Genomic DNA, 25,498 nt, shown 5'->3' on the forward strand with positions numbered 1-25,498 from the left:
ATGCAGGTAACCCGTCAGCGCCGCACCCGGCACAGGGAGCGGACCAGCCTGTTCGGCAGACCCGTCGGGCGGCGGGGCGCGCTCGTGGCGGCGGGCATCGCGGTGGCCCTCGGCCTCACCGGCACCGCAGTCGCCTCGACGTACGGCTTCGGCACCCGGCAGGTCGGGCAGCAGACCGCGCGCGGCCAGGTCGTCTCCGCCGACCAGTACCTCAAGCCGTACGGCACCCGCACGGTCGTGAACGACGGCAAGATCATGTCCTCCGCGGTGAGCCCGGACGGCACCCGCATCGCCGCCGCCCTCGCCGACGGCGACGCCGCCCTGGTCGTCCTGGACGCGGCCACCGGGCAGGTGCAGCAGAAGGTCGGCACCAACGCCGCGGACGACCTGCGCATCAAGAGCGCCGCCGTCGGCCAGGAGGGCCCCGCCTACTCGCCGGACGGCACCCGGCTGTGGCTCGGCCAGACCGACGGCTTCACCCGGTTCACCGTGGCCGCCGACGGCACCCTGTCCGACCCGGTGAGCGTCCCGGTCCCGGCCGACGGCTCCCGGCACGCACTGGTCGCGGGGGCGGTCCTCTCGCCCGACGGCTCCACCGTCTACGCGGCCGTCAACGGCCAGAACCGGGTCGTCGCCCTCGACGCGGAGACCGGGGCCGTCCGGCACAGCTGGGCCGTCGGCAACGCCCCGCGCGGCATCGCCCTGGCCGGCGGCCGGCTGTACGTCAGCAACGAGGGCGGTCGCCCGGCGCGGGCCGGCGACACGACGCTCACCTCCTACGGCACCCAGGTGGTCGCCGACCCGGACACCGGCGCCACCACCACCGGCACCGTCAGCGTCATCGACCCGGCGGACCCGGCCGCCCCCGTCGGCACCCTCGACGTCGGCCTGCACCCGACCGCGGTGTACGCGGCGAAGGGCGCGGTGTTCGTCACCGACACCGCCGACGACGCCGTCTCGGTCATCGACACCCGCCGCGACCAGGTCGTCCAGACCATCGCCACCCGGCCCTGGCCCGAGGCGTCGGTCGGCTACGAGCCGAACGCGGTCGCGCTCACCGCCGACGGCCGCCTGCTGGTGACCCTGGGCCGCGCGAACGCCGTCGCCGTCTACCGCTACACGTCCGCGCAGGAGCCCGCGCGGTACGTCGGCCTGCTGCCCACCGACTACTTCCCCGCGCAGATCGCCACCGTCGGCGGGCAGGTCGTCGTCTCGAACACCCGCGGCATCGACGCCCGCCGCCCCACCACCGCCACCGGGCACGGCACCCACGACACGACGTCCAGCCTGACGCGGTTCACCCTGCCGGACGACCGGACCGTACGGGCGCAGACCGCCAAGGTGTTCCAGCAGAACGGCTGGACGCCCGGCTCGGTGCGCACGGGCAAGGACGCGGGCCACGCCAAGCCGGTGCCGGTCCCGGTACGGCTCGGCGACCCCTCGACGATCAAGCACGTCTTCCTGCTCGTCAAGGAGAACCGCACCTACGACCAGGTCCTCGGCGACGACCCCCGGGGCGACGGCCGGCCCGCGCTCACCGCCTTCGGCGCGAACGTCACCCCCAACCAGCACGCCCTGGCCCGGCAGTTCGGGCTCTACGACAACTTCTACGACGTCGGCACCAACTCCGCCGAGGGCCACAACTGGCTGATGCAGTCGGACAACCCGGAGTACACCGAGTCCTCCGCCGGGGAGTACCAGCGCAGTTACGACACCGAGAACGACGCCCTCGGCCACCAGAGGACCGGGTTCCTGTGGACCGGCGCCCAGGCGGCGGGCAGGTCGGTCAAGGACTTCGGCGAGTTCCAGTCGCTGGAGACCAAGCCGGCCGGCGCCACCTGGCAGAACCTGTACTGCGACGCGCGGACCATGCGCTCGACCGGCGCGTCCACCCAGTACCCCATCCGCACCGGCTCCGCGATCCCCTCGCTCAACGAGGTGTCCGTCCAGGGCTTCCCGATGTTCGACCTGGACGTCCCGGACGTCTACAAGGAGCAGGTCTGGGAGCAGGACTTCGCGAAGAACGGCCCGGCGGACCTCAACATGTTCTGGTTCTCCAACGACCACACCGGCGGCCCCGCGAACGCCGCCGCCGCGGTCGCCGACAACGACCTCGCGGTGGGCCGCATGGTCGACACCCTCTCGCACAGCCCGTACTGGAAGGACTCGGCGGTCTTCGTCGTCGAGGACGACTCCCAGAACGGCCTCGACCACGTCGACGGCCACCGCGCGCCCGTCCAGGTCATCAGCCCCTGGGCCGTGCACGGCGGCGTCGACCACCGCTACTACTCGCAGATCACGATGATCCGCACCGTCGAGCAGATCCTCGGCATCCACCCGATGAACCAGAAGGACAGCGCGGCCACCCCGATGTACGGCGCGTTCCGCCGCACCCCGGACGCCACGCCGTTCACCACCGTGCCCAACCGCACGTCCCTGACCCTCGGCGTCAGCCCCCAGCCCGCCTGCGGCCCCGACACCCCCGCCCCCCAGGACACCGCGGCCGCCGCCGCACCGACCTCCGCCGCGGTCCCGCCGGCCCGGCGCGCGCTCGCCGCGCAGTGGCGGACCTGGGCCTCCCACCAGCGTCTGACCGGCCCGCACGCGGTGCCCGACTACGCCAACGCCGAGCAGATGAACCGCTACACCTGGTACCAGACCCACGACTGGAGCGAGCCCTACCCCGGCGACCACCGGGTCTACGCCCCCGCCGACGTCCCGGGCGCCTCCCTGCCGTCCCCGGAGAACGACGGCTAGAACGGGTCGCCCGACAGGCGCAGGTCGAACCACACCACCTTGCCGGTGCTCACCCTCGTCGCACCCCAGCCGAGGGCGAGCCGGTCGACCAGGAACAGCCCGCGCCCGCCTTCGTCGTGCAGGCGGGCGTGGCGCATCCGCGGCACCTGCGGCGAGTCGTCGGCCACCTCCACGCGCAGTACCCCGCCGCGCAGCAGCCGCAGGGTGATCGGCCGCGAGGCCACCCGCACGGCGTTCGCGACCACCTCGCTGACCAGCAGCTCGGCGGTGTCGACCAGGGCGTCCAGACCCCAGCGCAGCAGGGTGCGGCGGGTCAGGGAGCGGGCCTGGCGGGCGGTGCGCGGGTGCGGGGCGAGGTACCACTGGGCGACGGTCTCCGGCTGGACGCCCTCGAAGCGGGCGGCGAGCAGGGCGATGTCGTCGTCCCGGTCGCCGCTGCCCGCGGTGCCGAGGGCCTCGTCGCACAGCGTCTGCAGCGACGCCGGCGCCGACCGGGGCGCCGCCGCCAGCCGGGACCTGAGCCGCTCGACGCCGGTCAGCACGTCCCAGTCGCGGGACTCCACCAGGCCGTCCGTGTAGAGCAGCAGCGTGGACCCGGCGGGCGCGTGCATCTCCGTGCAGGCGAACACGCCGCCGCCGACGCCGACCGGCGAGCCCGGCGGGATGCCGAGGATCACCGCGCGGCCGTCCGGGTGCACCAGCAGCGGGGGAGGGTGGCCGGCGTTCGCCATCAGCAGCCGGTGCAGGACGGGGTCGTACAGCGCGTACAGACAGGTCGCCATGTGCAGGCTGCCGAGCCGTTCCGCCTGTTCGTCGAGGTGGTGCAGCACCTCGTCCGGGGGCAGGTCCAGGCCCGCCAGGGTCTGCACGATCGTGCGCAGCTGGCCCATGATCGCCGCCGAGGTCAGCGAGTGGCCCATGACGTCGCCGATGACCAGGGCGACCCGGTTGCCCGGCAGCGGGATCGCGTCGTACCAGTCGCCGCCGACCTGGGCCGTCCGGGAGGCGGGCAGGTAGCGGCTGGCCAGCCGCACCCCGGTCGGCTCGGGCAGGGACGACGGGAGCATGGTGCGCTGGAGCGCGTCGGCCACCGACGCCTCCCGCGCGTAGAGCACCGCCTTGTCGATGCCCAGCGCGGTGTGCGTGGCGAGCTGCGAGGCGACCAGCAGGTCGTCGCCGGTGAAGGGCGGGCGGTCGGCGCCGCGCAGCAGGGTGACGCTGCCCATGACGTGGGTCCGGCCGTGCAGCGGGGCCACCACCAGGCGGCGGCCCGGCGGCACCGACCCGAGCAGACCGGCCGCGGCGGCCGCGGTCGCCGGGGCGTCGCCGGACACCGGCCGCCCGGCCCGCAGCAGCGCCCACAGCGGCCCGTCCGGGTCGAGGTCCACCACGCCCGGCGGGGCGCCGGTGGGCGGGGCGGCCGCGCGCAGGCGCAGCACGGGCGCCGGTCCGGTGGGCTCGTCGCCCACCGGGAGCGGGTCGCAGAGGTGGACGAACGCCGCGTCGGCGAACTCCGGCACGGCGGCCCCGCACAGCTCCTCGAGCGTCTCGTCCAGGTCCATGCCCCGGGCGATCCGCCGGGTGGCCGCGTCCAGGTAGCGCAGCCGGCCGGTGGGCGCGTCCACGGCCGGGTGCGGGCCGCCCGCGGGCTGCCGTCTCACCTCGGCCGCCTCACTCGCGCCGTGTGCACCGCAGGAAGATCTGGACCTCGGGCGGCACGTCCGCGCTGGACGGCGCGTAGGTGTACGACGTCTCGTCGGCGATGTCGAAACCGGCGCCGTCGACCACCTCGCGCAGCTCGTCGCGGAGGTAGCCGGACACGCGGATGGTGCTGCCGAGGAACGGGATGGCGAACTCGTCCACGTCGGCCTCCACCATCGACAGGGCGAGCCGCCCGCCCGGCACGAGCAGGTGGTGGATCGTGCGCAGCGCCAGCGGGATCTCCGCGCGGGGCAGCATGAGCAGGCAGAAGAAGGCCGTCACCGCGTCGAAGCGGCCGAGGTCGAGCGGGCCGCCGGGGCGCAGGTCGGCGAGGTCCGCCTGGTGGAAGGTCGCCCCGGGCACGTGCTCGCGGGCGAGCGCGACCATCCGGGCCGACAGGTCGACGCCGACCACGTCCAGGCCGCCGTCGGCGAGCCGGCGCGCGGTCGGCAGGCCGGTGCCGCAGCCGAGGTCCAGGACCCGGGACCCGGCGGCGAGGGCGTCGACGATCCAGTCGGTGGCCTCGACCTGTCCCTCCTTGTGGGGGAAGGCCTCGTCGTACCGGCCGCCGATGGCGTCGAACGCCTCGGCCTGCCCCGTGCGGTCGGGCGGCAGGGCCCCGTAGCCGGCGGGGCCGGGGCGGTCGTGCTCGAGCTCGTTGGTCACGGACATCCCTCTTCGTCGAGTGCCGGTCCGATTTTTCCACGGCCCCACCGCTTCGGCACGGCATACGGGCCGGCTGCTCCGAGGGGAGCGTCAGCGCGTGTGGCGGGCGACCGCCGTGCGCAGGGCCGCCCGCACGTCCACCGGCGGGGGCGTGCCGGTCGCACCGGCGGCGACCACCTCCGCGACCGTGCGCAGCTTGGTGTTGGACAGCTGGGAGGTCTCCCGCAGGATGCTCCACGCCTGGTCCGGGGTGCAGGAGTGGACGGCCATCAGCACCCCGCGGGCCTGGTCGATCACCGGCCGCGAGGTCATCGCCCGGCGCAGCTGCTCGACCTCCTCGGACAGCTCCCGCAGCCGCTCGGCCCGCTCCAGCGCCACGGGCGAGGCCACCGGCCCGGCCTGCGGGCGCGGCACCCGCGGCCGGGGCACCGGGCGCAGCGGGTCGGCGGGGTCCCGTCCGGCGAGCTCCAGGACGCGGCGCGGCTGGTCCCGCCAGTCCCGGGTCGTCACCGGTACCGCCGTGCGGCGCCGGTACGCCTCCAGGACGTCCAGGAACTGCAGGCCCGCCGTGTCCATGAACGCCACCCGGGACAGGTCCAGCTCCACCCGGCGGGTGTCCGGCGGCAGGGCGTCCAGCTCCCGGGCGAGCACCGCCGCGCTGCCCCGGACGAGCTCGCCCCGCGCGGTGAGCAGCGCGTGGCCGGCTTCCACCCGGCCGTCGACGACCAGGGGCACCCCGTCCGCCTCGTGCCGCGTCCCGGCCACCGCCGTCATCCCACCGCCTCGTCCGTGTCCGGTCCTCCGGGGTTCCCGGCCGTCCGCCCGCCGGGCCCGGTGGCGTCCCGTGGCGGCCCGCCCGTGGGCCGCCACCCGTCCGGCCTTACCATCGGTAAGGCCAGATGTCCGCTCGTCGTGCGCGTGCCCGCCGCGCGGGCGGTCACACCCCGGGCGGGGCATGAGCCGCGGCGCCTCGGGTAGCCGACCGGGAGCCGGGCGGTCGACTTCGGTGCTCCCGGGGACGGAAGCGGGGTCACCGGAGGGACGTGGGCCGCCACGCCGGAGAGCGGGTGCGCCGGAAAGGGAGGTGTCGAGGACGTGAGCACGACCGCCACTGACCCCTTCGTGCATCCCGCGCTGTTCTACCGCGACGAGCAGGAGTACCTGGCCGGGACGCTGCCCTTCCTGGAGGCCGGACTGGCCGCCGGGGAGCCCGTCGCCGTCGCCGTGCCCGGCGCGAACCTGCGGCTGATCCGCGAGGGACTCGGCCCCGCCGCGGACGCCGTGCTGCTGCTCGACATGCGGGAGGCGGGCCGCAACCCCGGCCGGATCATCCCCGGGGTGCTGCGGGCCTTCGCCGACGCCCAGCCGTCCGGCCGGCGCGTGCGCATCATCGGCGAGCCGATCTGGGCCGGCCGCAGCGCCGCCGAGTACCCGGCGTGCGCCCAGCACGAGGCGCTGATCAACGCCGCGTTCACCGGGCGCGAGGTCAGCATCCTGTGCCCCTACGACGAGAGCCGGCTCGACGACCGGGTGCTCACCGACGCCCACGCCACCCACCCCGTGGTCATCCCGGCCGGCTCCACCGAGGAGCGGCCCAGCGGGGCCTACGACCCCGACGGCGTCGTCGCCTCCTACAACCTGCCGCTGCCCGCCGTGCCGAGTGTGCCCGTCCGGCACTTCGACGCGGCGTGCCTGCCGACCGCCCGGGACCACGCGGTGGCCGAGGGCGAGCGGCTGGGCCTGACCGGCACCCGGCTCGGCGACTTCGCACTGACCGCCTCCGAGCTCAGCACCAACAGCGTGCTGCACGGCGGCGGCAGCGGGGAGCTGCGGGTGTGGGCCGAGGACGAGCACGTGGTGTGCGAGGTGCGCGACCGCGGCCGCATCACCGACCCGCTCGCCGGCCGCCGCCCCCCGCGGCGCGACCAGCTGGGCGGCCGGGGCCTGCTGCTGGTCAACCTGGTCGCCGACCTGGTCCGCCTGCACACGGGCGACCGGGGGACGGCCGTACGGGCCTGGTTCGCCCGCTGACCGTCCCGGCCGCTCCGCACCAGCGGCCGCTCAGGAGCCCATCGGGTTCAGCGCGAGCGGCTGGATCTTCCCCTCCAGCATGGCGCCCAGGCCCTGCGCGGCGCACACGTCGGGCCGCTCGGCGATGTGCACCGGCATCCCCGTGGCCCGGCGCAGCATCTGGTCGAAGCCGGGCAGCAGCGCCGAGCCGCCGACCATGGTGATCCCGCGGTCGGCGAGGTCGGCCACCAGGTCCGGCGGGCAGTCCCGCAGCACCTTGCCGATGCCGTCCAGCACGGCGGTCAGCGGGGTCTGGATGGCGTCCCGCACGGCGGCGGTGTCGATCCGCACCGAACGGGCCAGGCCGGTGGCGACGTCCCGCCCGTGGATCTCGGTGGACGCCGGTCCGTGCGGGGTCAGGCCGTTGCCCGACAGGGCGATCTGCAGCGGCCGCACGGACTGGCTGGGCAGCATCAGCTCGTGCTCGTGGCGCAGGTGCTGCACGATCGCGTGGTCCACGGCCTCGCCGCCCACCGGGACGCGCTCGGCTGTGACGATCGACCCCAGGGACAGCACGGCGACCTGGGTCGCGGCCGCCCCGCACACCATGATCATCGTGGCTTCGGGCCGCTCCACGGGCAGCCCGCAGCCCACGGCGGCGGCGATCAGGGTGTCGACCAGCTCCACGCGCCGGGCACCGAGGCCGACCAGGGTCTCGATGGCCGCCCGCTGGGCCAGCGGGTCGGCGTCGTGCGGGGTGCAGGCGGCGGCCCGCAGCCGGGGCTTGCGGCGCAGCTGACGACGCATCCGGTCGCCGAGCAGGTGGCGCAGCATGCGCTGGGCCATCTCGATGTCGACGACCGTGCCGCCGGACACGGGCCGCACCACCCGGATGTAGTGGGGCGTGCGGCCGGTCATCTTCTCGGCGAGCTCCCCGACCGCGATCAGCGCGCCGGTGCGGGTGTTGACGGCCGCGGCGGAGGGCTGGTCGACGACGAGCCCGGCGCCCTTGACGTACACCCGCGTCCGCGCCGCGCCCAGGTCGACGGCGAAGTGACAGCGGCGCAGCTGCTCCAGACTGGCGGTCATTGGCGGGGTCCTCCCGAGACGCGGTGGCGTGGGCCGCCGGGCGGACGGCCTCTCCCATCGTCGGGGGACCGGGTCCGGGCCGCCCTTCCGGATGGGCTGGGCGGGGCACCGCTGAACGGGCGGTTGTGCCGCCCGCCCGGTCCGACGGCCCGACGGCCCGTCAGGGGGCCTGGGCCGCCTCCAGCAACGGCGTCAGGGACGGCACGGTGCTCTCGCAGCCGGCCGCGCGCAGCGACTGCTCGACCGTCTGGTTGCGGGCCAGTCCGACGAAGCGGATCCCGAGCCGCTGGGCGGCGCCCAGTTCGGCCGGCGTCGAGCCCACCAGCAGGGCCGGCCCGTCCTGGCCGGCGAGGGCCCGCACCAGGGCGTCGGGGTGCGGCATCAGCCGCGTCAGGTCCTCGCCCCGGCCGTGCCACCCGGTGAGCGGCAGCCGGTGGCGTTCCTGGTGGGCGGCGACGGCGGTCGCGCAGACGTCGGTGACGACACCCACCCGGAGGCCGGCCGCGTGCAGGGTGCGGACCAGGGCGACGGAGCGGTGCGTGGTGGGCGCGTCGGCGACCGCGGCCAGCTCCAGCTCGTCCAGCCGGCGGCGCAGCAGCGGGCCCACCGGGTCCCGGGCGAACACCCGCAGCACGTCCAGCGGGTGCACCAGCGACTCGCGCGCCGCGGCGACCGCCAGGGGACGGCCCGTCAGCGCGTCCTCGACGTCGCGGTGTTCGACGGCCAGCGCGAGCAGCTCCAGCGCCGCCTCCCGGGCCCGGGGCGCGGTGAACAGCCGCACCAGCGGCCCGTCGAAGCCGAGCAGCACCGTCCGCACCCCGGCGAGGAGGTCGCCGGGCGTGCGCGGCGCGGGGGCCGGCCCCGGCACCTCGGGCGGCGGGGCGTACTCCGGGGCCAGGGTCACCGCGCAGCTCACCGCGAGCCCCGGCACGGGCCAGTCGCCGAGTTCGGCGCCCAGCGCGCGCTGGGCGCCGACCGCCCGGCGCGGCGGATGCCGGCGGGTGATCCCCGGCGCCCGCTCCGCGAGGTGCGCGAACAGCCGCTCCGCCACGTCCGCCGGGCCGCCGCGGACGAACGCCACCGGGTCGGCGACCCGCCAGGACAGCTCCACGGCGGCCGTGAAGCCGCCCTTGCCGGAGCTGGGCAGGGTCAGCCGGCGCGCGGTGCGCTGCGGGGCCAGGTCGACCTCGTAGTACGTCACCGGCAGCGGCGGGCCACCGCCGTAGGGGGCGGCCGGGTCGAGCAGGGTGAGCGGGCCGCCGGGACGGGTGTGCACGACGGCGGCGCGCCCCGGCGCGGGGACGCCCAGCCGGCCGAGGTCCGGGGTGACGTGCGGCCCGTCCACCAGGTCCCGCCGCCCCGCGCCCGGCCAGTACCAGGCGGCCGGTGAGGGCCCCTCGTACAGCGGGTGGAAGCGGTGCGGGCCCGCGGCGGCGGAGCTGGCGGTGAACTCGTCGTAGAGGGCGGGCGGTACGACGACCTCGACGGGTCCGGCGCCGTCCACGGCGGGCCGGGGCCGCCCGAACGCCACCCGCAGCGGCGGTGCCTGGCGCAGTGTGGCCCAGTGGTCCGGGAGCCAGCGCAGCACCGCCATCAGCACCGGCAGCAGCGCGGTCCCGGCGTCCGCGCGGACGGTGTAGCCGTCGGCACGGACGTCCACCGCGTACTGCCCGGGGGCGAGACCGCCCCGGGAGAGGACCTGGTGGACGGCGTACTCCAGGGTGATGCGGGTCTCCGGCCGGCCGGTGAGGTCGGAGCCGGCCGTGACGTGCAGGGTGCGGGCGCCGTACAGGACGTCCAGCCGCCGGAGCACCCCCCGCAGCCGGCCCCGCGCCGCCGCGGCCGCGGGGCCGGGGACGCCGCGCAGGGGCTCCTCGGCGAAGAAGGCGGCCACCTCGTCCTCGGACAGCGGGTGCGCCGGACGCGCCCGGTGGCCGTGCTCGGCGTGGTCGAGTTCCGCCTCGGCCGCGAACACGTCGACCCACGCGCCCGCCAGGTGCAGGGCGTACCCGTCGCGGGTGGCGGCCACCGTGCCCGGCCCGAGGACCCGGGCCAGCTCCCGGGCCGCCGCGTCGACGCGCCGCTCGGGGCCGTCGGGGCCGTCGGAGCCGTCGACGTCGTCAGGGGCCGGCCGGCCCCCCAGCCCCTCGGCCAGTTGAGCGGTCGTCAGGCGGTGGCCGGGGGTGAGGACCAGCATGCACAGCAGCGCCCGCGCCTCGGGACCGGGCAGCTCCAGGGGACGGTCGCCGCGGTCGAGCCGGGGCCGTCCGAACAGCCGCACCCGCAGGCGGTCGGAGTCCCGTACGGCGGCCAGCCGGTCCCGCGCGGCGGGCGGCACGCGTCCGCCGCGGATCTCGTCCAGCAGCGGCCGCAGGCCGGGCGGCACGTCCGGCACCAGGGCCGCCAGCTCCCCGAGCCACCGCTCGAACGCCCCCCGGTCCCCGCGGGCGTCCAGGCCCTCGGACTGCTCGCCCAGTGCGTACCGGCTCAGCAGGAGGGTGCCGTCGGGCCGCAGCAGCAGCCCGTCGTGGCCGGGCTGCCCGCGCACCAGGCCGTGCGCGTGCAGCGCCGCGAGCGCGGCCGTGCCGTCGCACACCAGCCGGGCGAACACCGGCAGGGACACCCCGGGGCCGCTGCCCGCGAGCAGCTCCGCGACGGTCACGCCGTGCTCGAACCGCGCGACCAGGTACGGGGTGACCGGGCCGGGCGACCCGGGGTGCGGGTCGTGCAGGCCGTGGTCCAGGACCCGGACCAGGTGCGGGCTGTCGGTCCCGGCGAGGACCCGCGCCTCGCGCAGGAACTGCTCGGCACCGGAGGGCTGCGGCGGGTAGAGGTGGACGACCACGCGCTCGCCCGTCCGCGTGTCCACGGCCTCCCGCACCCGCCGCCCGTGGCCGCGGGGGCCCTGGAGGCGGTAGCGGCCGGCGATGAGGATGGCGGGGTCGGTGGGGGAGTCGGAGGCTTCGGGGGTGTCGTGGGTTCCGGGGGCGCCGGAGGTGTGGCCGGTCGGTGGGGGATCGTCGGTCGCGGGGGCGTCGAGGAGGCCGTCGAGGGGGCCGGGACCGGTCGCGGTTCCCGCCCCGGCGTCTGCGTAGGCCTCGGCCGTGGTTGCTGCCTCGCTCCCGGTCCCGTCCGGCCCGCCCAGGCGCCGTACCGTCTCCTCGGTCACCGTCGCGAACGGCTCGCCCGGCGGGGTGTCGGGGGCGTCGGCGGGGGCCGGGGTGTCGACGCCGGCCGTGCGGGTGCGGAACTCGCCCGCCGCGAGGCCCGCGCGGTCGTCGATCAGGCCGCCCACCCGGGCGAGGAAGGCGCGGGTGCGGGCGCGGACGGTACGGGGCAGCGTGCGCAGCAGCACCTCGCGCACACCGGGGCGGAAGGCGTAGTGGCCGGGGCTGCCGGGTGTGGCCGTGAGCATGCCGCTGAGGACGACCTCGGCCAGGTGCTGCGGACGCGGGTCGCGCTCCACGGTCCGCTGCACGAGCCGCATCACGGGCACCGAGGGCACGGCGAGCGCCAGGTGGCCCGCCAGCCGGAACGCCTCCGGCGAGGCCGTGGCGCGGAAGCGCAGCACCAGGTCCTGCGGGGACGACGGGCCGGGTCCGCCGGCCGGTGCGGCGGGCTCCGGCGGCGCGGGGGCGAGCCGGGCGGCCGCGCCCGGCAGCCGGGCACCGCCCGGATCGGCCAGCAGGGACGCCCAGTTGGCCAGCCAGCGCGCACCCGGCTCCAGCACCGGCAGCGCCAGGGACCCGGGCGGACGGGCCGCGTGACCGGAGCCGTCATCGGCGTCGGGGTCGGGATCCGGGTCGTACGGGGTGAACGCCAGGGTGGCCGTCGGGGCCGCCGCGGACCGCGCCGACAGCAGGCCCGGTTCGGCGGGCAGCGCGGTCGTGGCCCACAGGTGTTCCGGCAGCGGCTGGACGACGGCCAGCGGCACGTGCGCCGCCCAGTGCCGCAGGGTCGCGTACCAGCGGGCGCCCGCCGCGCCGGGGCGCCACTGCGGGCCCATGCAGTCGCTGAGCACCAGCGTGACGGTACGGCCGTCCGCCGGGACCGGGACGTGCCGGGCCCGCCCGTCGGGGCCGACCGGGTGCAGGGTGACCGTGCGGAAGACGCCCGACTGGGCGAGCACGGCGTGCAGTTCGCGCACCAGCGGCCGCCAGAGCGGCATGGTCGGGCCGGTGTCGTGCACCAGGTTCAGCCGCAGCCAGCGGTCGTGCGCCGGGCGCAGCACCGGCAGCCACACGTCCGGGTGGGCGCCGAGCCGGGCGATGCGGTCCGCGGTGGCCCGCTCGTCCAGCACCCGGGTCCGGGGCTCGGGCACCCGCCGCTTCAGCGGGCGCAGCGCGCGCTGGAGGGCGAGCGGGCGGTGCAGCATCGGCGGGGCCGGGGCGAGCAGGGACGGCCCGCCGGCCGGGGGGCGGGTGCCGGGGGACGGCTGTGGGTCCGGCCGGGCGTCGGGGGCCGGGAGGTGCAGGGGGACCCGGGGGTCGGGCGGGGCCTGCCGCACGGCCGGGGACGGCGGGCCGGGGACCTGCCCGTCGGGGGCGTGCGGGACCGGCTCGGCGGCCTGCCGCGGTGGGCCGGGGGGCGTCGGGCCCGCCACCTCCGCGGCCTCCGACTGGCCTGCCAGCCACAGCACTTCCGCGAGCTCGCGCGGGGTCGGCGCCGTGCCCGCGGCGGCGGTCAGCAGGGCCGCCAGCCGGGCAACGGCCGCCGGGTCGTCGGACGCCTCAGAGGCCATCGCCGTCCGCCGGGGCGCTCAGGTAGGGCATCAGCTGTTCCGCCAGCGCGTCGCGCGAGTCGGCGTCCAGGCCCGCGACGCCGGTCAGGTAGACGGCGTTCAGCAGCTGGTCGGTGGCCAGTTCGCCGTCCTTGGCGCGCTCCACGAACCGGTCGATCAGCCGGCCCGCCCCGCCGGTGGCCGTGCCGAGGTGGGCGCGCACGATCTCGGCGAGCCGCTCGCCGTCCGGGCGGCGCAGCGCGAGCCGCACGCAGCGGCGCAGGAAGGCGGGCGGGAACTCGCGCTCGCCGTTGCTGGTCAGCACGACGAACGGGAACGCCCGGCAGCGGACCCGGCCGCGGCGGACCGGGACCGGGGCGCCGGTGCCGTCGGCCAGGACCTCGACGGCCTCCCCGCCGGTCCCCGCGCCGGCCTCCCCGCCCGTCGACCGGCGGGTGGCGCGCATCAGTTCGGGGATCTCGTACTGCCCCTCCTCCAGCACGTTCAGCAGGTCGTTGGGCAGGTCGAGGTCGCTCTTGTCGATCTCGTCGACGAGCAGCACCCGGGGGCGGGCGTACGGCAGCAGCGCGGTGCCCAGCGGGCCGAGGCGCAGGTGGTCCTCCACCCCGGTCGCGTCCGTCGCGCCGCCGGCCAGGGTCGCCTGGCGGGCCGCGTACAGGCGGGACAGCGGGTCGTACTGGTAGAGGCCGTCGGCGAGGGTGCTGCGGCTGGTGATGTTCCAGCGCAGCACCGGGCCGAGCCGCAGCTCGCGGGCGACGGCGTAGGCGAGCGAGGACTTGCCGGTGCCGGGCGGGCCGGTGACCAGCAGCGGACGGCGCAGCACCAGGGCGGCGTTGACGAGCTGGACCGCCTCCGGGGTGGCGACGTAGGTGCGGGCGCGGTGCACGCGGTCGGGGGAGACGGCCGCCTCGTCGTCGGCGTCCCGGGGCGGGGGCAGGACGGGCGCGCCGTCGAACGCCCGCCAGGGCGGCGGGGCGGGCAGGCGGTCGATGCCGTCGTGCGGCTCGCTGTTGCCGGTGTAGACGGACCAGTGCGGCATGGGCGGTTCTCGGTCTCCGACGATCGGGTGCGGGTGGGTGAGGGCTGTGTGTGCGGACGCGGGGGCCAAGTCGGCCGCGGCGCGCGGCCGTTCAGGCCACGGGCGAGCGGGCGTGGGCCGGGCCGGTGGCGTGCGGGTCGGGGAAGGCGCGGGGGTCGTCCCACAGCAGCTGGAGGTCGCGCGCCCAGTGGTCGTCCTCGGCGTCGGCCTCCAGGCGCAGTTCCCAGACCCGGCGCGGGAGTTCGGCGGGCGGCCGGTCGGCCAGGCAGGCGTCCAGCGCGTCCAGGAACGTCTTGCCCGTGCAGCCGTCGCCGCCCGTGCAGGGGTGCGGGCCCGGGGCGCCGCCCGGACAGCCCCGCCGCGACCAGGCCACCAGCGGCGCGGGCGCGGTGAGCGAGGTGGTGAAGTGGGCGCGGACGGCCGAGGGCGCCGCCCCGAAGCCCACCAGGCAGCTGTCGTCCCGGAGCAGCTTCAGCCGCAGCCGGCCGGCCGCCTCCTGCTCGGTGCACTCCACCCGGTGCATCCGGGCGCCGGGCAGGGTGTCGAGCCGGTTCCAGGCGCGGGTGAGGACGTGCCGGGTGCCGGCCTTGCGGCGCGCCTGGTCGGTGACGACCAGCGGGTGCCGGCAGCCGAGCGGGGTCTCGTCGTCGGGGCCGAGGTGCCAGCGGTCCACGGGCAGGTCCAGCCAGTCGCGCGGCAGCGCGAACGCGATCAGTTCGTCGCAGCCCGGGGTCAGGTACTGGAACGCGGCGTCGATGCGGTCCTGCACGTAGCCGGGCAGCCGGGAGCGCGGCACCGTGCCCGAGTCCACCGGGTGCCGGCGCCCGCCGCTGTACGCCGACACCTCCACGCGCACCAGGTCGTCGCCCGCGCCGCTGTGCCGGAGGTCGACCAGGATGGGCGACCACTCGGGCGTCCCGGGGCGCTCCACGGGCGCCGGGGACTTCTCCCGCACCAGGTCCGCCAGCAGGTCCGCGAACCGGGCGACGGTCTCCGCCGCGTCCGGCCCGTCCAGTTCGCACAGCACGAACAGTGCCGCCGACCACAGCGAGTCGAAGCCCTCCTCGGGCGGTTCGGGCGCCAGTTCCCCGGCGGCGGCCCGGTACAGCCGTACGGGGTCGCAGTCCAGGCCGGTGCGCACCGCCCGCTCGACCAGCCCGCGCAGCCGCGCCCGGTCGGCGCCGCGGTGGTCGGAGGTGGGGACCAGCCCCTCCAGCGCGGGCCAGTGCCGGGCCATCACCTCGGTCGGCATCATCCGCCCGGTGCGCACGCCCTGGGCGCCCGCGTCCGCCGTGACCATGCCGACCACCTCGCCGGTGTCGACGAGGGTGACGGCGGCGCCGCTGAACCCGGGGGCGAGCGGCTGCCCGCCGAGCTGCCAGGCCTCCAGCTGGAGCCACTCGCCGCTGATCAACTGGGGTGCGGTGACGCGGTACTCGGCGAGCGTGCCCTCGTCGAAGCCGTCCGGGAAGCCGTACACGACGAGCTTGCGCGGCGGTGTGCCGTACGCCGTGTCCGCGGGGGCCAGGGCGGCCGGGGCGCTCGGCGCGTCCTCGTCCAGCTCCAGGACCGCGAGGTCGCCGAGGTCGGTGGCGGCGAACTCGTCCCACTCGCCGCCCGCGACGCGCCGGGCCGGCACGGCGGGACGGCCGGGGAACGCGGCGAAGGACACGGCCAGTTCACCGGCGGGCAGGTCGTGCACGACGTGCGCGCAGGTCAGCACGGTGCGCGGGGCCACGAGGAAACCCGCCCCGGCCACACCGCCGCCGAGGCGTTCGATGCGGGCCTGCCAGGTTGCGCTCTTCAGCGGCCGCACGTCAGGCGCGGTCCCCGTGCCCGTCCCCGGGCGCACCCGCGGGCGCGGGGACGACGGCCGCGCCGTCGGGCGCCGGTCCCGGCCCCGGCTCCGGGACCGACGCGGCGGGGGTCCAGCTCAGCTTCACCACCAGGTGGCCCTCCGCGGTGCCCTTGGCGATGATCGCGCCCGTCTCCGCCGACAGCTTCACCCCGAACTCGATCTCCACGCCGTCCGGCCGCAGCGAGCCGTCGCGGAAGACCCGCAGGGCCGACTCGGCGGCGGCGCGGACCCCTTCCAGGGCGCCCTCGAAGGTGCGCGACGCCTGGACGACGCCGTTGTCCCGGGCGACCAGCCGGGACCCGGGCCGGGGCGGCTCGGCCGCCTCCACGGCGACCGCGGCGCCGTCCGCGGTCGTGAACTCCACCAGTGCTGCCATCGTGCCCCCGTCGGTACTGCGGCTCAGTGCGGCCTCATTGTTACGGACGGTGCTCGTGGTTGTCCTCCCGTCCCGTCCGCCACCGCCCCCGCACTGGCGGGAACCCGCCACGTCGCCTTCTCGCCGCGTCCCGCCAACTCCCGGGCCGCGCGGGGCCCGTGACACTCGTCGGGCACGCACGACGCACTGCGGTGGACAAGGCGTGGAGGAGCGGGATGAGCGGGATCAGCAGACGATCCGTCAGGCGCGCGGCGGTCACCGTCCTGTCGGCCGGACTGGTGGCCGGGGTGCTCCCGGTGGCCGGCCCCGCGCGGGCCGCGGACACGCCCTCCCCGCGGGCCGCCGGCCCCGCCCGGGCCGCGGACGCCCCGTCCCCGCCGGCCGCCGGTGCCGCCCGCACCGTCACCCTGGTCACCGGGGACCGGGTCACCGTCACCGGCCTCGCGGGCGGGCACCGGACGGTCACCGTGGAGCGCCCCCGGGGTGCCGCCGGGGCCGTGCGCACCCAGTCGGACGACGGCGAGATCACCGTCGTACCGGACGAGGCCCGGCCGTACCTGCGGGCCGGGACGCTCGACCGGCGGCTGTTCGACGTCAGCGCGCTGCTGCGCCAGGGACTCGGCGACTCCGCCACCGGCGAGCTGCCGCTGATCCTCACCCGTGCCCCGGGCGCGCGGGCCGTCACCCCGCGGTCGGCCGAGCGCACCCGAGCCCTGCCGAGCATCCACGGGATCGCCGTCGAGGCGGCCAAGGGGCGGGAGTTGTGGGACGGGTTCACCCGGCACGGCAGCGGCATCGGCGCGGTCTGGCTGGACGGGCGCGTCACCGCCGACATGGCCGAAAGCAACGCCCGCATCGGGACGCCCGCGGCCTGGGAGGCGGGGCTGACCGGCAAGGGCGTCACCGTCGCCGTCCTCGACACCGGCGTGGACGCGGACCACCCCGACCTGGCGGACCGGGTGGCGGTGAGCCGCAGCTTCGTCGAGGGGGAGGAGGGGGAGGGGGTCGCCGACCGCAACGGCCACGGCACGCACGTCACCTCGACGGTCGGCGGCAGCGGGGCCGCCTCCGACGGCCGGGAGAAGGGCGTCGCGCCCGGCGCCACCCTCGCCGTCGGCAAGGTGCTCGGCGACCAGGGCTCCGGCAGCGAGTCGCAGATCATCGCGGGCATGGAGTGGGCGGCCCGCGAGGTGCGCGCCGACGTGATCTCCCTGAGCCTCGGCACCACCGAACCCAGCGACGGCACCGACCCGATGGCCCGCGCGGTGGACGCGCTGTCCGCCGAGACCGGCGCGCTGTTCGTCGTCGCCGCCGGCAACACCGGCACACCGTCCTCCATCGGCTCGCCCGGCGCCGCCGACGCGGCCCTCACGGTCGGCGCCGTCGACCCCGCCGACCGGCCCGCGTCCTTCACCAGCGCCGGCCCCCGCCACGGCGACAACGCCCTCAAGCCGGACCTGTCCGCCCCGGGCGTCGACATCCTCGCCGCCCGCTCCCACCTCACCGACGGCAGCGGCCCCTACACCACCCTGAGCGGTACGTCGATGGCGACCCCGCACGTCGCGGGCGTGGCCGCGCTCCTCGCCGAGCAGCACCCCGAGTGGACCGGCGCCCGCCTCAAGGACGCCCTGATGTCGACGTCCGCGCGGCTGGACGCCCCGGCCTACACGGTGGGCGCCGGCCGGGTGAGCGTGCCGGACGCGATCCGCGCCCGCGTCACCGCCACCGGCAGCGCCGACCTCGGCTTCCACCGCTGGCCCCCCGCCACCGACCGGCCGGTCACCCGGACCCTCACCTACGCCAACTCCTCCGGCACGGACACCGTGGTGCGGCTGTCGGCCACCGGCGCCCCGGACGGTGTCGTCACGCTCGCCGACACCACGCTCACCGTGCCCGCCCACGGCACCGCGTCCACGACCGTCACCGGCGACGCCACCCGCGCCCCGGCCGGCCTCACCAGCGGGCGCGTCGAGGCCGTGGACGCGGCCGGCACCCCCCTCGCCCACACCGCCTTCGGCCTGGTCAAGGAGGACGAGCGGTACACGCTCACCGTGCACGTCACCGACCGCGACGGCGCCCCCGCGGCCGCCGACCTCGCCGTCCAGTTGCTCGCGCCGGGCGCGGACGCCACCCCCCAGCACGTCGGTGACACCGGCACCCTCGCGCTGCGGCTGCCGCCGGGCACGTACAGCCTGGCCTCGTTCCTCGACGTGCGCGGCAGCCACGGCGCCGACTCCCTCGGCCTCGGCTTCCTCGCCGCGCCCGAGGTCGTCCTCGACCGGGACCGCGAGGTCACCCTGGACGGGCGCCGGTTGCGCGAGGTGCGGGCCGACGTCGGCCGGCGCACCGAGACCCGGCAGCTCCTCATGGAGTACGACCGCAGCGCGAACGGCACCGACCTGTTCGGCGCCGTCCAGGTGCCGGTGACGTACGACAGCGTCTTCGCCGCCCCCACCGACCGGGTCACCCGGGGCCGCTTCGAGTACCGCACGGTGTGGCGGCTGGGCGCGCCCGCGCTGCGGGTGTCCGGCGTCCGGGAGGCGGTCGTCCAGCCGGGCGGGGCGCGGCCGGCCGGGCACCGCACCCTCCCGCTGGCCGACGCGGGGGAGTGGCCCGGCCCGGACCCGGGGGCGCTCGCCGGAGCCGGGGGCAGGGCGGTGCTGGTGCGGCTCGCCGACGGCGCCGACCCCCTCGCCCTCGCGCAGGCGGCCCAGGAGGCGGGCGTGGCCGCGCTGTTCGTCACCGACGACGTGCCCGGCCGGCTGTCCGCCTGGTGGGGCACGGACGACGGGGGCGACCGGCCGTTCCCGGTCGCCACGCTCGACACGGCCGACGCGGCGCGGCTGCGCGCCCGGCACACGGCCGACCTGACCGGCACCCCCGACACGCCCTGGGTGTACGACCTGTCGCAGGGCCACCCCGGCGCCGTCCCGGACCGCGACCTGACCTACGCGCCCGGCGCACGCCAACTCGCCCGCGTGGACGTCCGGTTCCACGCGCCCGGCCCGAAGAGCGGCGGCGAGTTCCGCTACTCCCTGACCGACGCCTTCCCCCTCGGCATCGGCTTCCTGGAGCGGGTCGGCCTCCCGGCCGTGCGCACCGACCACGTCTCCACCGGACCCGGCCAGCTCTGGCACGAGTCGGTCACCGCGGCGGACGGCGCCCTGGAGGAGCGGTCCGGGCTGGTCACCTACCGGGGTGGCAGCCACCCGGTGCGGAACTGGTTCCGGCCGGTGTGGCACCCGTGGCTGGGCACCGGGCTCGGCTGGGGCCAGCAGCGGGCCGGGAACACCCTGCAGTTCAACGTGCCCGGCTGGGGCGACTCCGGGCCCGACCACACCGGGTCCGGCGACGTGTGGAGCGAGGAGAGCGGCATGACGCAGACCACCTCGGTCCTCCTCGATGGCGCCCTCGTCGACCGGCGCCGGGGCAGCGGCGTCTCCGTCCAGGACGCGCCCGCCGACGCCCACACCTACACCGTCGTCACGGACACCGCGCTCGACGCCGGCCGCTGGTCCCGGGCGACCGAGGGCCACGCCGAGTGGACCGTGCGCTCCTCCGCCACACCCGAGGACCACTGGACGTACCTGCCGCTGGTCAACCTGTCCTTCGCCGTGGACACCGACCTGGCCGGCGACGTCCGGGGCGGCACCCGCGTCCCGGTCGGCCTCGGCGCGCGGTACGTCGTGGGCGCGGCCGGCACCGGCACCCTCGGCGGCGGCACCCTCGCGGTGTCGTACGACGACGGGGCGACCTGGCGGCCGGTCCCGCTGACCGGCGGCGCGGGCACCTGGCGCGGGACGCTCGCCGTACCGCGCGACGCGGCGTCCGTGTCCCTGCGGGCGTCGGCCCACGACGACCGGGGCGGGTCCGTGACCCAGACGCTGGTGCGGGCGGTCGGGGTGCGGTGAACCGGGGGCGTCCGCCCGCCGGTCACGGCCGGCGGGGTCGCCGGGCGGCCGGGCTGCTGCGATGCCGGGCCTGTTGTCACGCCGGGCCGCCGGGCCCCGGGCTGCCGGTCACGGCCGGCGGTCACCGGTCACCGGTCGCAGGGCCGCCGAGATGCCGCGACGATCCCGGCGTCAGCCCCTACGGCCGGTGCGCCTCCCCGTCGTCCGCCCCCGCGCGGACCACGCCCAGCGCCACCAGGTCCTGCGGGCGCAGGCGCAGGTGGTCCGCCGTCGCCGGGACCTGGTCGGCGGGTCGCTTCAGGATGGCGGCGGCCGACTCCGGTGCGATGACGGAGAAGTAGCTGTCCGGGGCGGCCCAGGTGCGGCCGGGCGCGGCCAGGGCGAGGGCGCCGCCGGAGCCGCCCTCGCCGACGACCAGCGTGGTGACCGGGATCCGGGTGCCGGCCACCGCGCCGAACAGCTCCGCGATCGCCGCGCCCACGCCCTGCCGCTCCGCCTCGGCGTCGTTCGCGGCGCCCGGGGTGTCCACCAGGGTCAGCACCGGGATGCCCAGCCGGTCGGCGAGGCGGATCAGCCGGGTCGCGGTGCGGTAGCCGGCCGGACGGGTCGCCGCGCCGGTCTGGGCGGCGTAGGCGACGGTCCGCCCGTCGTGCGCGGTGACGCCGAAGCCGCACAGGATGCCCTCGGGGTCGGTGCCGCCGCAGCGGTCGCCGACGATCGCGGCCCGCCGGGTGAAGTAGGCGTCCAGGTAGCGTCCGGCGCGCGGGCGCCGGGGGTCGCGGGCGCGCAGCACGGCCTCCCAGCCGGTGGCCGGCGGGTCCGTGGCGCCCAGCGGCGCGGGCACCGGCGCCGGGGCCCCGGACCGGCCGGTCAGCAGCCGCAGCCACAGGCCGAGCGTGCGGCGCAGCTCCCCGGGCGGTACGACCGCGTCGGCCGAGCCCGCCGCGACCTGCGCCTCGGCGGTGTACGCGGCCGGGTCGGCGTCCGGCGGCCGCACCCGCGAGCCCGCGAAGCCCACCTGGGCGCCCGGCAGGGCGAGCACCACGTCGGCGCCCGCGCCCAGCGTGGCCCAGCCGCCGCCGGTCGTCGGGTCCCGCACCACCGCGACCTGCGCCAGCCCGGCCTCCCGGGTGAGCGCCGACTCCCGCGCCACGCGCTGGAGCTGGGTCAGCGCGAGCATCCCCTCCTGCATCCGGCTGCCGCCGGTGGCGACCAGCGGGACGACGGGGAGGCGGTGGGCGCGGGCGTGCCGGTGGGCCGCCTCCAGCCGGTCGCCGGTGCGTCGGCCGAGCGAGCCGCCGAGGAAGCCGAACTCGAAGGCGATCAGCACGGCCCGGGTGCCCTCGATCTCCGCGGTGCCGCAGACGACCGACTCGGACTCGCCGGTGCGTTCGGCGGCACGGGCCCGCGCCGCGCCGTAGCCGGGCCAGCCGAGGGGCCCGTCGGGGGCCGACTCGCGCTCCGGGTACGGCAGTTCGGTGAAGGTCGACGGGTCGGTGACGAGGGCGAGGAGTTCCCGGGCGGCGGGGCGGGCGGCGGTCACGCGGTCAGGGCCCGCTTCATGATCTTGCCCATGTCGTTGCGGGGCAGGGCGTCGAGGTAGCGGACGGTGCGGGGACGCTTGTGCGGGGCCAGGCGGGCGGCCACGTGGTCGGCCAGCGCGTCGGCGCCGGGCGGGTCCTGGGGGTCGGCCGGGACGATCCAGGCGACGATCCGCTCGCCCAGGTCGGCGTCCGGCTCCCCGGTGACGGCGGCCTCCTTGACCCCGGGGTGCTCCAGCAGCGCGTTCTCGATCTCCCCGGCGCCGATCTTGTAGCCGCCGCTCTTGATCAGGTCGGTGGCCTTGCGGCCGACGATCCGCACCGAGCCGTCCGGCTCGCGCACCGCCATGTCCCCGGTGCGGAACCAGCCGTCGGCGGTGAACGCGGCCGCGGTCGCCTCGGGCCGGTTGAGGTACTCGGTGAACAGGTTCGGCCCGCGCACCTGGATCTCCCCGACGCTCTCCCCGTCGTACGCGGCGACCGGTGAGCCGTCCTCCTCCACGAGCCGCAGCTCCACGCCCGGCAGCGGCAGCCCGACGGTGCCCGGACGCGCCTCGCCGTCGGCCCGCACGGCCGTGTTCATCAGCGTCTCGGTCATCCCGTACCGCTCGATGACGCGCCGTCCGGTGGCGGCCGCGATCCGCTCGTGGTCGTGCACGGGCAGCGCGGCCGACCCCGACACCAGCAGCCGCGCCCGGCCCAGGGCCCCGGCCAGGGCGGGGTCGCCCGGCAGGGCCTCGGCCAGGCGGTGGTACATCGTCGGCACGCCGAACAGCATGGTCGCGCCGTCGCCGAGCTCCCGGGCCACGCCTTCGGGGGAGAACCGGCCGAGGTGCCGCACGGAGCCGCCGCGCCGCAGCGGGCCCAGCACGCCGAGCACCAGCCCGTGCACGTGGAACAGCGGCAGCCCGTGCACCAGCACGTCCGACCCCGTCCACTGCCAGGCGTCGGCCAGGGCGTCCAGGGTGTGGGCGAGGGCCCGGCGCGGCAGCACGGCCCCCTTGGGCGGCCCGGTGGTCCCGGAGGTGTACACGACCAGCGCGGGGTCCTCGTCGCCCGCCCCGGAGCCGTCCGGGGCGCCCGGCACCGGACCCCGGGCCGCCGGGTCCACGTCGAGGCGTTCGAGTCCGGCCAGCGCACCGGGCAACCGGTCCCCGGCCGCCGCCAGCACCAGGCCCGGCGCGCTGTCGGACACGATGTGCCCGAGCTCCTTCTCGCCGGACTTCGGGTTGAGCGGCACGGCGGCGGCCCCGGCGAGCAGCACCCCGACCACGGCGACGGCGGTCTCCACCGACGGAGTGGCCCACACGGCGACCCGCCGGGCCCCGCCGATCCGTCCGCCCACGGCGCCGGCCGCCGCCGCGAGTTCCGCATACGTCAGGGACCGCTCGCCGAACCGCAGGGCGACCCGGTCACCCGGTGCACCGGTCAGGGCGGGGAAGAGAGAGGACACGCGGGACACTCCTAGCGCCGGACGCCAACGACACCCCGTTCCTACCCCACCGCGGGGCCCGTCGGACCGCCGCGCCGTTTGACTCCCGTCACGTTCGCGCCCCGTCGGGCGCCCGGCCTCCCGCGTGCGGCCCGGCCCCCGCGTCCGGCGCGCTCACGCCGCCGGGTCCACCACGTCCGCCACCACGCAGGTGACGTTGTCCGGCGCCCCGGCGTCCCGGGCCGCCCCGACCAGCGACCGTACGGCCGTCCCGGGGTCGTCGGCCGCGACCAGCAGCCGGTCGACCTCCGCGTCCGGGACCACGCCCGACAGGCCGTCCGAGCAGAGCAGGAAGCGGTCGCCCGCCACGGCGTCGTGCAGCCGGACGTCGGGGGCGGGCGCGCCGGTCCTCGAGAGGGCCTTCAGCAGCAGGGCGCGCTGCGGGTGCACACCGGCCTCCTCCGGGGTCAGGCGCCCCTCGTCCAGCAGCGACTGCACCACCGTGTGGTCGTTCGTGATGCGGAACAGGCCCCCCGCGCGCCGCACGTACGCGCGCGTGTCCCCGATGTGGGCCAGGGCCAGCCGGGAGCCCGTCCACAGCAGGGCGGTGAGCGTGGTGCCGACCTCGTCGGAGTCCCCGGCCACGCCGCGCACGGCCTCGCCCGCGCCGCGCACCGCGTCCTCCAGCAGGCCCAGCACGTTCCCCGCGGTCACCTCCTCGGAGTCCAGCACCTTCAGCGCCTCCACGGCGGCGGTGCTCGCGGGGCCGCCCCGGGGCCCGAAGCCGTCGGCGACGGCCAGCAGCCGGGCCCCGGCGTAGGCGGTGTCCTGGTTGGCGGGCCGTACCAGGCCCCGGTCGGAGTGGGCGGCGTAACGGAGTTCCAGCATGACGGTGTCCTCCTCGGTGGACGGTGGTGCCGACAGGTGGTCGACGAGGAAGGCGGCCAGGTCCCGGCGCACGGCCGTCTCGGCCTCGACCCGCGCCCAGTACGCGCGGACCTCCCGGGCGGCGGAGGCCGCGTCGAGCGCGCACACCCCCCGGATCCGGGCCAGCGGCATGCCGAGCCGGCGCAGCCACGCCACCAGCCGGGCGCGGTCGAGCTGGTCGGCCGCGTAGTAGCGGTAGCCGGTGTCCGGGTCGACCCGGGCCGGCCGCAGCAGGTCCAGCTCGTCGTAGAGGCGCAGGGCCTTCGGCGAGAGCCGGGTGGCCTTCGCGAAGGCCCCGATCGTGAGCAGGGTCGTCATGCCCGGCCCACCCCCGTTCCTGAGTGCGCGTCCGTGGACGTGGTCGTTCCGCCGGCGTCCGGGTCTCCCCCCGCCGGCCTGTCGTCGATGCTGGGGCTTCACCGAAGGGGAAGGTCAAGGCGGCCGTCCCGGTTCCCGGCGCGCCGGTTAGCCTGCGGCTGTCGCACAGCCGTCCGAGGAGGTCCCCGCCGTGCCCCGTATCGCGCTCGTCACCTACGACCCCGGGCCGGTGCCCAGCAGGGACACCGACCTGCCCGTCCTGGTCGACGCGTTGACCGCGGCCGGCGCCGACGCGCGCGCCGTCGCCTGGGACGACCCGGACGCCGACTGGGCCGGCTTCGACCTCGCCGTCCTGCGCTCCACCTGGGACTACAGCTGGCGGGCCGCGGAGTTCTCGGCCTGGCTGGAGCGCTGCGCCGGGCTGACCCGGCTGGTAAACCCGCTGCGCGTGGTGCGCTGGAACACCGACAAGCGCTACCTCGGCGAGCTGGCCGGGGCCGGTGTCCCCACCGTCCCCACCCGCTACCTCGCCCCCGGCGACCCGGCCGACCTGCCCGACGGCCACGACTACGTGATCAAGCCCACCTCCGGCGCGGGCGCCCGCTTCGCCGCCCGCTACACGCCCGGCGACCACGCCACGGCCGTACGGCACCTGGAGCACCTGCACGCCGAGGGCTTCACGGCGATGCTCCAGCCGTACGTCCGGGGCATCGAGACGGGCGGCGAGCGGGCCCTGCAGTTCTTCGGCGGCCGGCTGCTGCACGCCAGCCGCAAGGGCGCCGTCCTCGCCCCCGGCACCCCCTACGACGCCGACAAGGTGGCCCACCCCGACCTGGAGCCCTGGGAGCCGACGCCCGCCGAACTCGCCGTGGCGGAACGGGCCCTGGCCGCCGTGCCCGACTCCTCCGGCCTGCTGTACGCCCGGGTGGACCTGGTCGACGGCGACGACGGCACGCCCCGCCTGATGGAGCTGGAACTGGTCGAGCCGAACCTGTTCCTGTGGCTGCACCCGGGCTCGCTGCCGCGAGTGGTCGAGGCGGTCCTGGCGGCGGCGGGCGGCGCCTGAGGCGGACGCGGGGGAGACGCCGGGCGGGGGCCCGCGCCGGTGTGCCGGTCGCCGGCGCCTGGGGCG

15 protein-coding genes are annotated in these 25,498 nt (G+C 77.4%); 4 read left to right on the plus strand and 11 right to left on the minus strand.

From position 1 onward, the window contains the following. Entirely contained in the window at window positions 1-2,757 is a 2,757-nt protein-coding gene (locus AQJ30_RS09195; protein ID WP_067231108.1) for an alkaline phosphatase family protein, read from the plus strand. Here the strand turns inward: AQJ30_RS09195 and AQJ30_RS09200 are convergent. The 3 genes from AQJ30_RS09200 to AQJ30_RS09210 all read right to left on the minus strand — a co-directional run bounded on the left by AQJ30_RS09200 (window position 2,754) and on the right by AQJ30_RS09210 (window position 5,898). Next, the gene (locus tag AQJ30_RS09200; protein WP_079083983.1) at window positions 2,754-4,319 is read right to left on the minus strand and encodes an ATP-binding SpoIIE family protein phosphatase; all 1,566 of its coding nucleotides are present in this window, start codon (window positions 4,317-4,319) and stop codon (window positions 2,754-2,756) included. The genes AQJ30_RS09195 and AQJ30_RS09200 overlap by 4 nt on opposite strands. A gap of 109 nt (window positions 4,320-4,428) precedes the next feature. Next, window positions 4,429-5,130, minus strand: a complete 702-nt coding sequence (locus AQJ30_RS09205; RefSeq protein WP_067231110.1) for a class I SAM-dependent DNA methyltransferase — start codon at window positions 5,128-5,130, stop codon at window positions 4,429-4,431. Window positions 5,131-5,214: 84 nt separating this feature from the next. Continuing rightward, window positions 5,215-5,898: an ANTAR domain-containing protein gene (locus AQJ30_RS09210; RefSeq protein WP_067231113.1), complete on the minus strand. Its 684-nt coding sequence runs from the start codon at window positions 5,896-5,898 to the stop codon at window positions 5,215-5,217. Window positions 5,899-6,219: 321 nt separating this feature from the next. Here AQJ30_RS09210 and AQJ30_RS09215 point away from each other — a divergent pair, with 321 nt between their 5' ends. Next, window positions 6,220-7,155: an anti-sigma factor RsbA family regulatory protein gene (locus tag AQJ30_RS09215; protein WP_067231115.1), complete on the plus strand. Its 936-nt coding sequence runs from the start codon at window positions 6,220-6,222 to the stop codon at window positions 7,153-7,155. Between the two features lie 30 nt (window positions 7,156-7,185). On the opposite strand, the gene AQJ30_RS09220 is transcribed toward AQJ30_RS09215, so the two are convergent. The 5 genes from AQJ30_RS09220 to AQJ30_RS09240 all read right to left on the minus strand — a co-directional run bounded on the left by AQJ30_RS09220 (window position 7,186) and on the right by AQJ30_RS09240 (window position 16,237). Beyond that, window positions 7,186-8,223: a rod shape-determining protein gene (locus AQJ30_RS09220; protein ID WP_067231117.1), complete on the minus strand. Its 1,038-nt coding sequence runs from the start codon at window positions 8,221-8,223 to the stop codon at window positions 7,186-7,188. Between the two features lie 160 nt (window positions 8,224-8,383). Further along, window positions 8,384-12,964, minus strand: a complete 4,581-nt coding sequence (locus tag AQJ30_RS38945) for an SAV_2336 N-terminal domain-related protein (protein ID WP_067231120.1) — start codon at window positions 12,962-12,964, stop codon at window positions 8,384-8,386. Beyond that, window positions 12,954-14,003 carry an AAA family ATPase gene (locus AQJ30_RS09230; protein ID WP_067231122.1) on the minus strand — a complete coding sequence of 350 codons (1,050 nt, stop codon included), beginning with the start codon at window positions 14,001-14,003 and terminating at the stop codon, window positions 12,954-12,956. The genes AQJ30_RS38945 and AQJ30_RS09230 overlap by 11 nt, the downstream gene beginning before the upstream one ends. A gap of 91 nt (window positions 14,004-14,094) precedes the next feature. Continuing rightward, the gene (locus AQJ30_RS09235; protein WP_067232573.1) at window positions 14,095-15,810 is read right to left on the minus strand and encodes a VMAP-C domain-containing protein; all 1,716 of its coding nucleotides are present in this window, start codon (window positions 15,808-15,810) and stop codon (window positions 14,095-14,097) included. A 10-nt stretch (window positions 15,811-15,820) separates the two neighbouring features. Further along, window positions 15,821-16,237: a CU044_2847 family protein gene (locus AQJ30_RS09240; RefSeq protein WP_067231124.1), complete on the minus strand. Its 417-nt coding sequence runs from the start codon at window positions 16,235-16,237 to the stop codon at window positions 15,821-15,823. Between the two features lie 224 nt (window positions 16,238-16,461). Between AQJ30_RS09240 and AQJ30_RS09245 the strand changes: the two genes are divergently transcribed. After that, window positions 16,462-20,148 carry a S8 family serine peptidase gene (locus AQJ30_RS09245; RefSeq protein WP_067232575.1) on the plus strand — a complete coding sequence of 1,229 codons (3,687 nt, stop codon included), beginning with the start codon at window positions 16,462-16,464 and terminating at the stop codon, window positions 20,146-20,148. 178 nt (window positions 20,149-20,326) lie between these two features. Here AQJ30_RS09245 and AQJ30_RS09250 read toward each other — a convergent pair whose 3' ends face one another. The 3 genes from AQJ30_RS09250 to AQJ30_RS09260 form a co-directional block, all read right to left on the minus strand. After that, window positions 20,327-21,691: a carboxyl transferase domain-containing protein gene (locus tag AQJ30_RS09250; RefSeq protein ID WP_067231126.1), complete on the minus strand. Its 1,365-nt coding sequence runs from the start codon at window positions 21,689-21,691 to the stop codon at window positions 20,327-20,329. Then, on the minus strand, window positions 21,688-23,142 hold the full coding sequence (locus AQJ30_RS09255; RefSeq protein WP_067231129.1) for an acyl-CoA synthetase: 1,455 nt from the start codon (window positions 23,140-23,142) through the stop codon (window positions 21,688-21,690). The genes AQJ30_RS09250 and AQJ30_RS09255 overlap by 4 nt, the downstream gene beginning before the upstream one ends. Window positions 23,143-23,295: 153 nt before the next feature. Continuing rightward, window positions 23,296-24,366, minus strand: coding sequence for a MerR family transcriptional regulator (locus AQJ30_RS09260; protein ID WP_067231131.1), 1,071 nt, complete (start codon window positions 24,364-24,366; stop codon window positions 23,296-23,298). Between the two features lie 190 nt (window positions 24,367-24,556). On the opposite strand from AQJ30_RS09260, the gene AQJ30_RS09265 reads away from it, so the two are divergent. Further along, window positions 24,557-25,432, plus strand: a complete 876-nt coding sequence (locus tag AQJ30_RS09265; RefSeq protein ID WP_067231133.1) for an ATP-grasp domain-containing protein — start codon at window positions 24,557-24,559, stop codon at window positions 25,430-25,432. Window positions 25,433-25,498: the final 66 nt, after the last annotated feature.

This window comes from Streptomyces longwoodensis (assembly GCF_001514125.1).
GTDB lineage: Bacteria > Actinomycetota > Actinomycetes > Streptomycetales > Streptomycetaceae > Streptomyces > Streptomyces longwoodensis.

Coding starts and splice junctions, on each gene's coding strand:
- AQJ30_RS09195 (WP_067231108.1), top strand. CDS start 1: ATGCAGGTAACCCGTCAGCGCCGCACCCGGCACAGGGAGCGGACCAGC.
- AQJ30_RS09200 (WP_079083983.1), bottom strand. CDS start 4,319: ATGGACCTGGACGAGACGCTCGAGGAGCTGTGCGGGGCCGCCGTGCCG.
- AQJ30_RS09205 (WP_067231110.1), bottom strand. CDS start 5,130: ATGTCCGTGACCAACGAGCTCGAGCACGACCGCCCCGGCCCCGCCGGC.
- AQJ30_RS09210 (WP_067231113.1), bottom strand. CDS start 5,898: ATGACGGCGGTGGCCGGGACGCGGCACGAGGCGGACGGGGTGCCCCTG.
- AQJ30_RS09220 (WP_067231117.1), bottom strand. CDS start 8,223: ATGACCGCCAGTCTGGAGCAGCTGCGCCGCTGTCACTTCGCCGTCGAC.
- AQJ30_RS38945 (WP_067231120.1), bottom strand. CDS start 12,964: ATGGCCTCTGAGGCGTCCGACGACCCGGCGGCCGTTGCCCGGCTGGCG.
- AQJ30_RS09230 (WP_067231122.1), bottom strand. CDS start 14,003: ATGCCGCACTGGTCCGTCTACACCGGCAACAGCGAGCCGCACGACGGC.
- AQJ30_RS09240 (WP_067231124.1), bottom strand. CDS start 16,237: ATGGCAGCACTGGTGGAGTTCACGACCGCGGACGGCGCCGCGGTCGCC.
- AQJ30_RS09260 (WP_067231131.1), bottom strand. CDS start 24,366: ATGACGACCCTGCTCACGATCGGGGCCTTCGCGAAGGCCACCCGGCTC.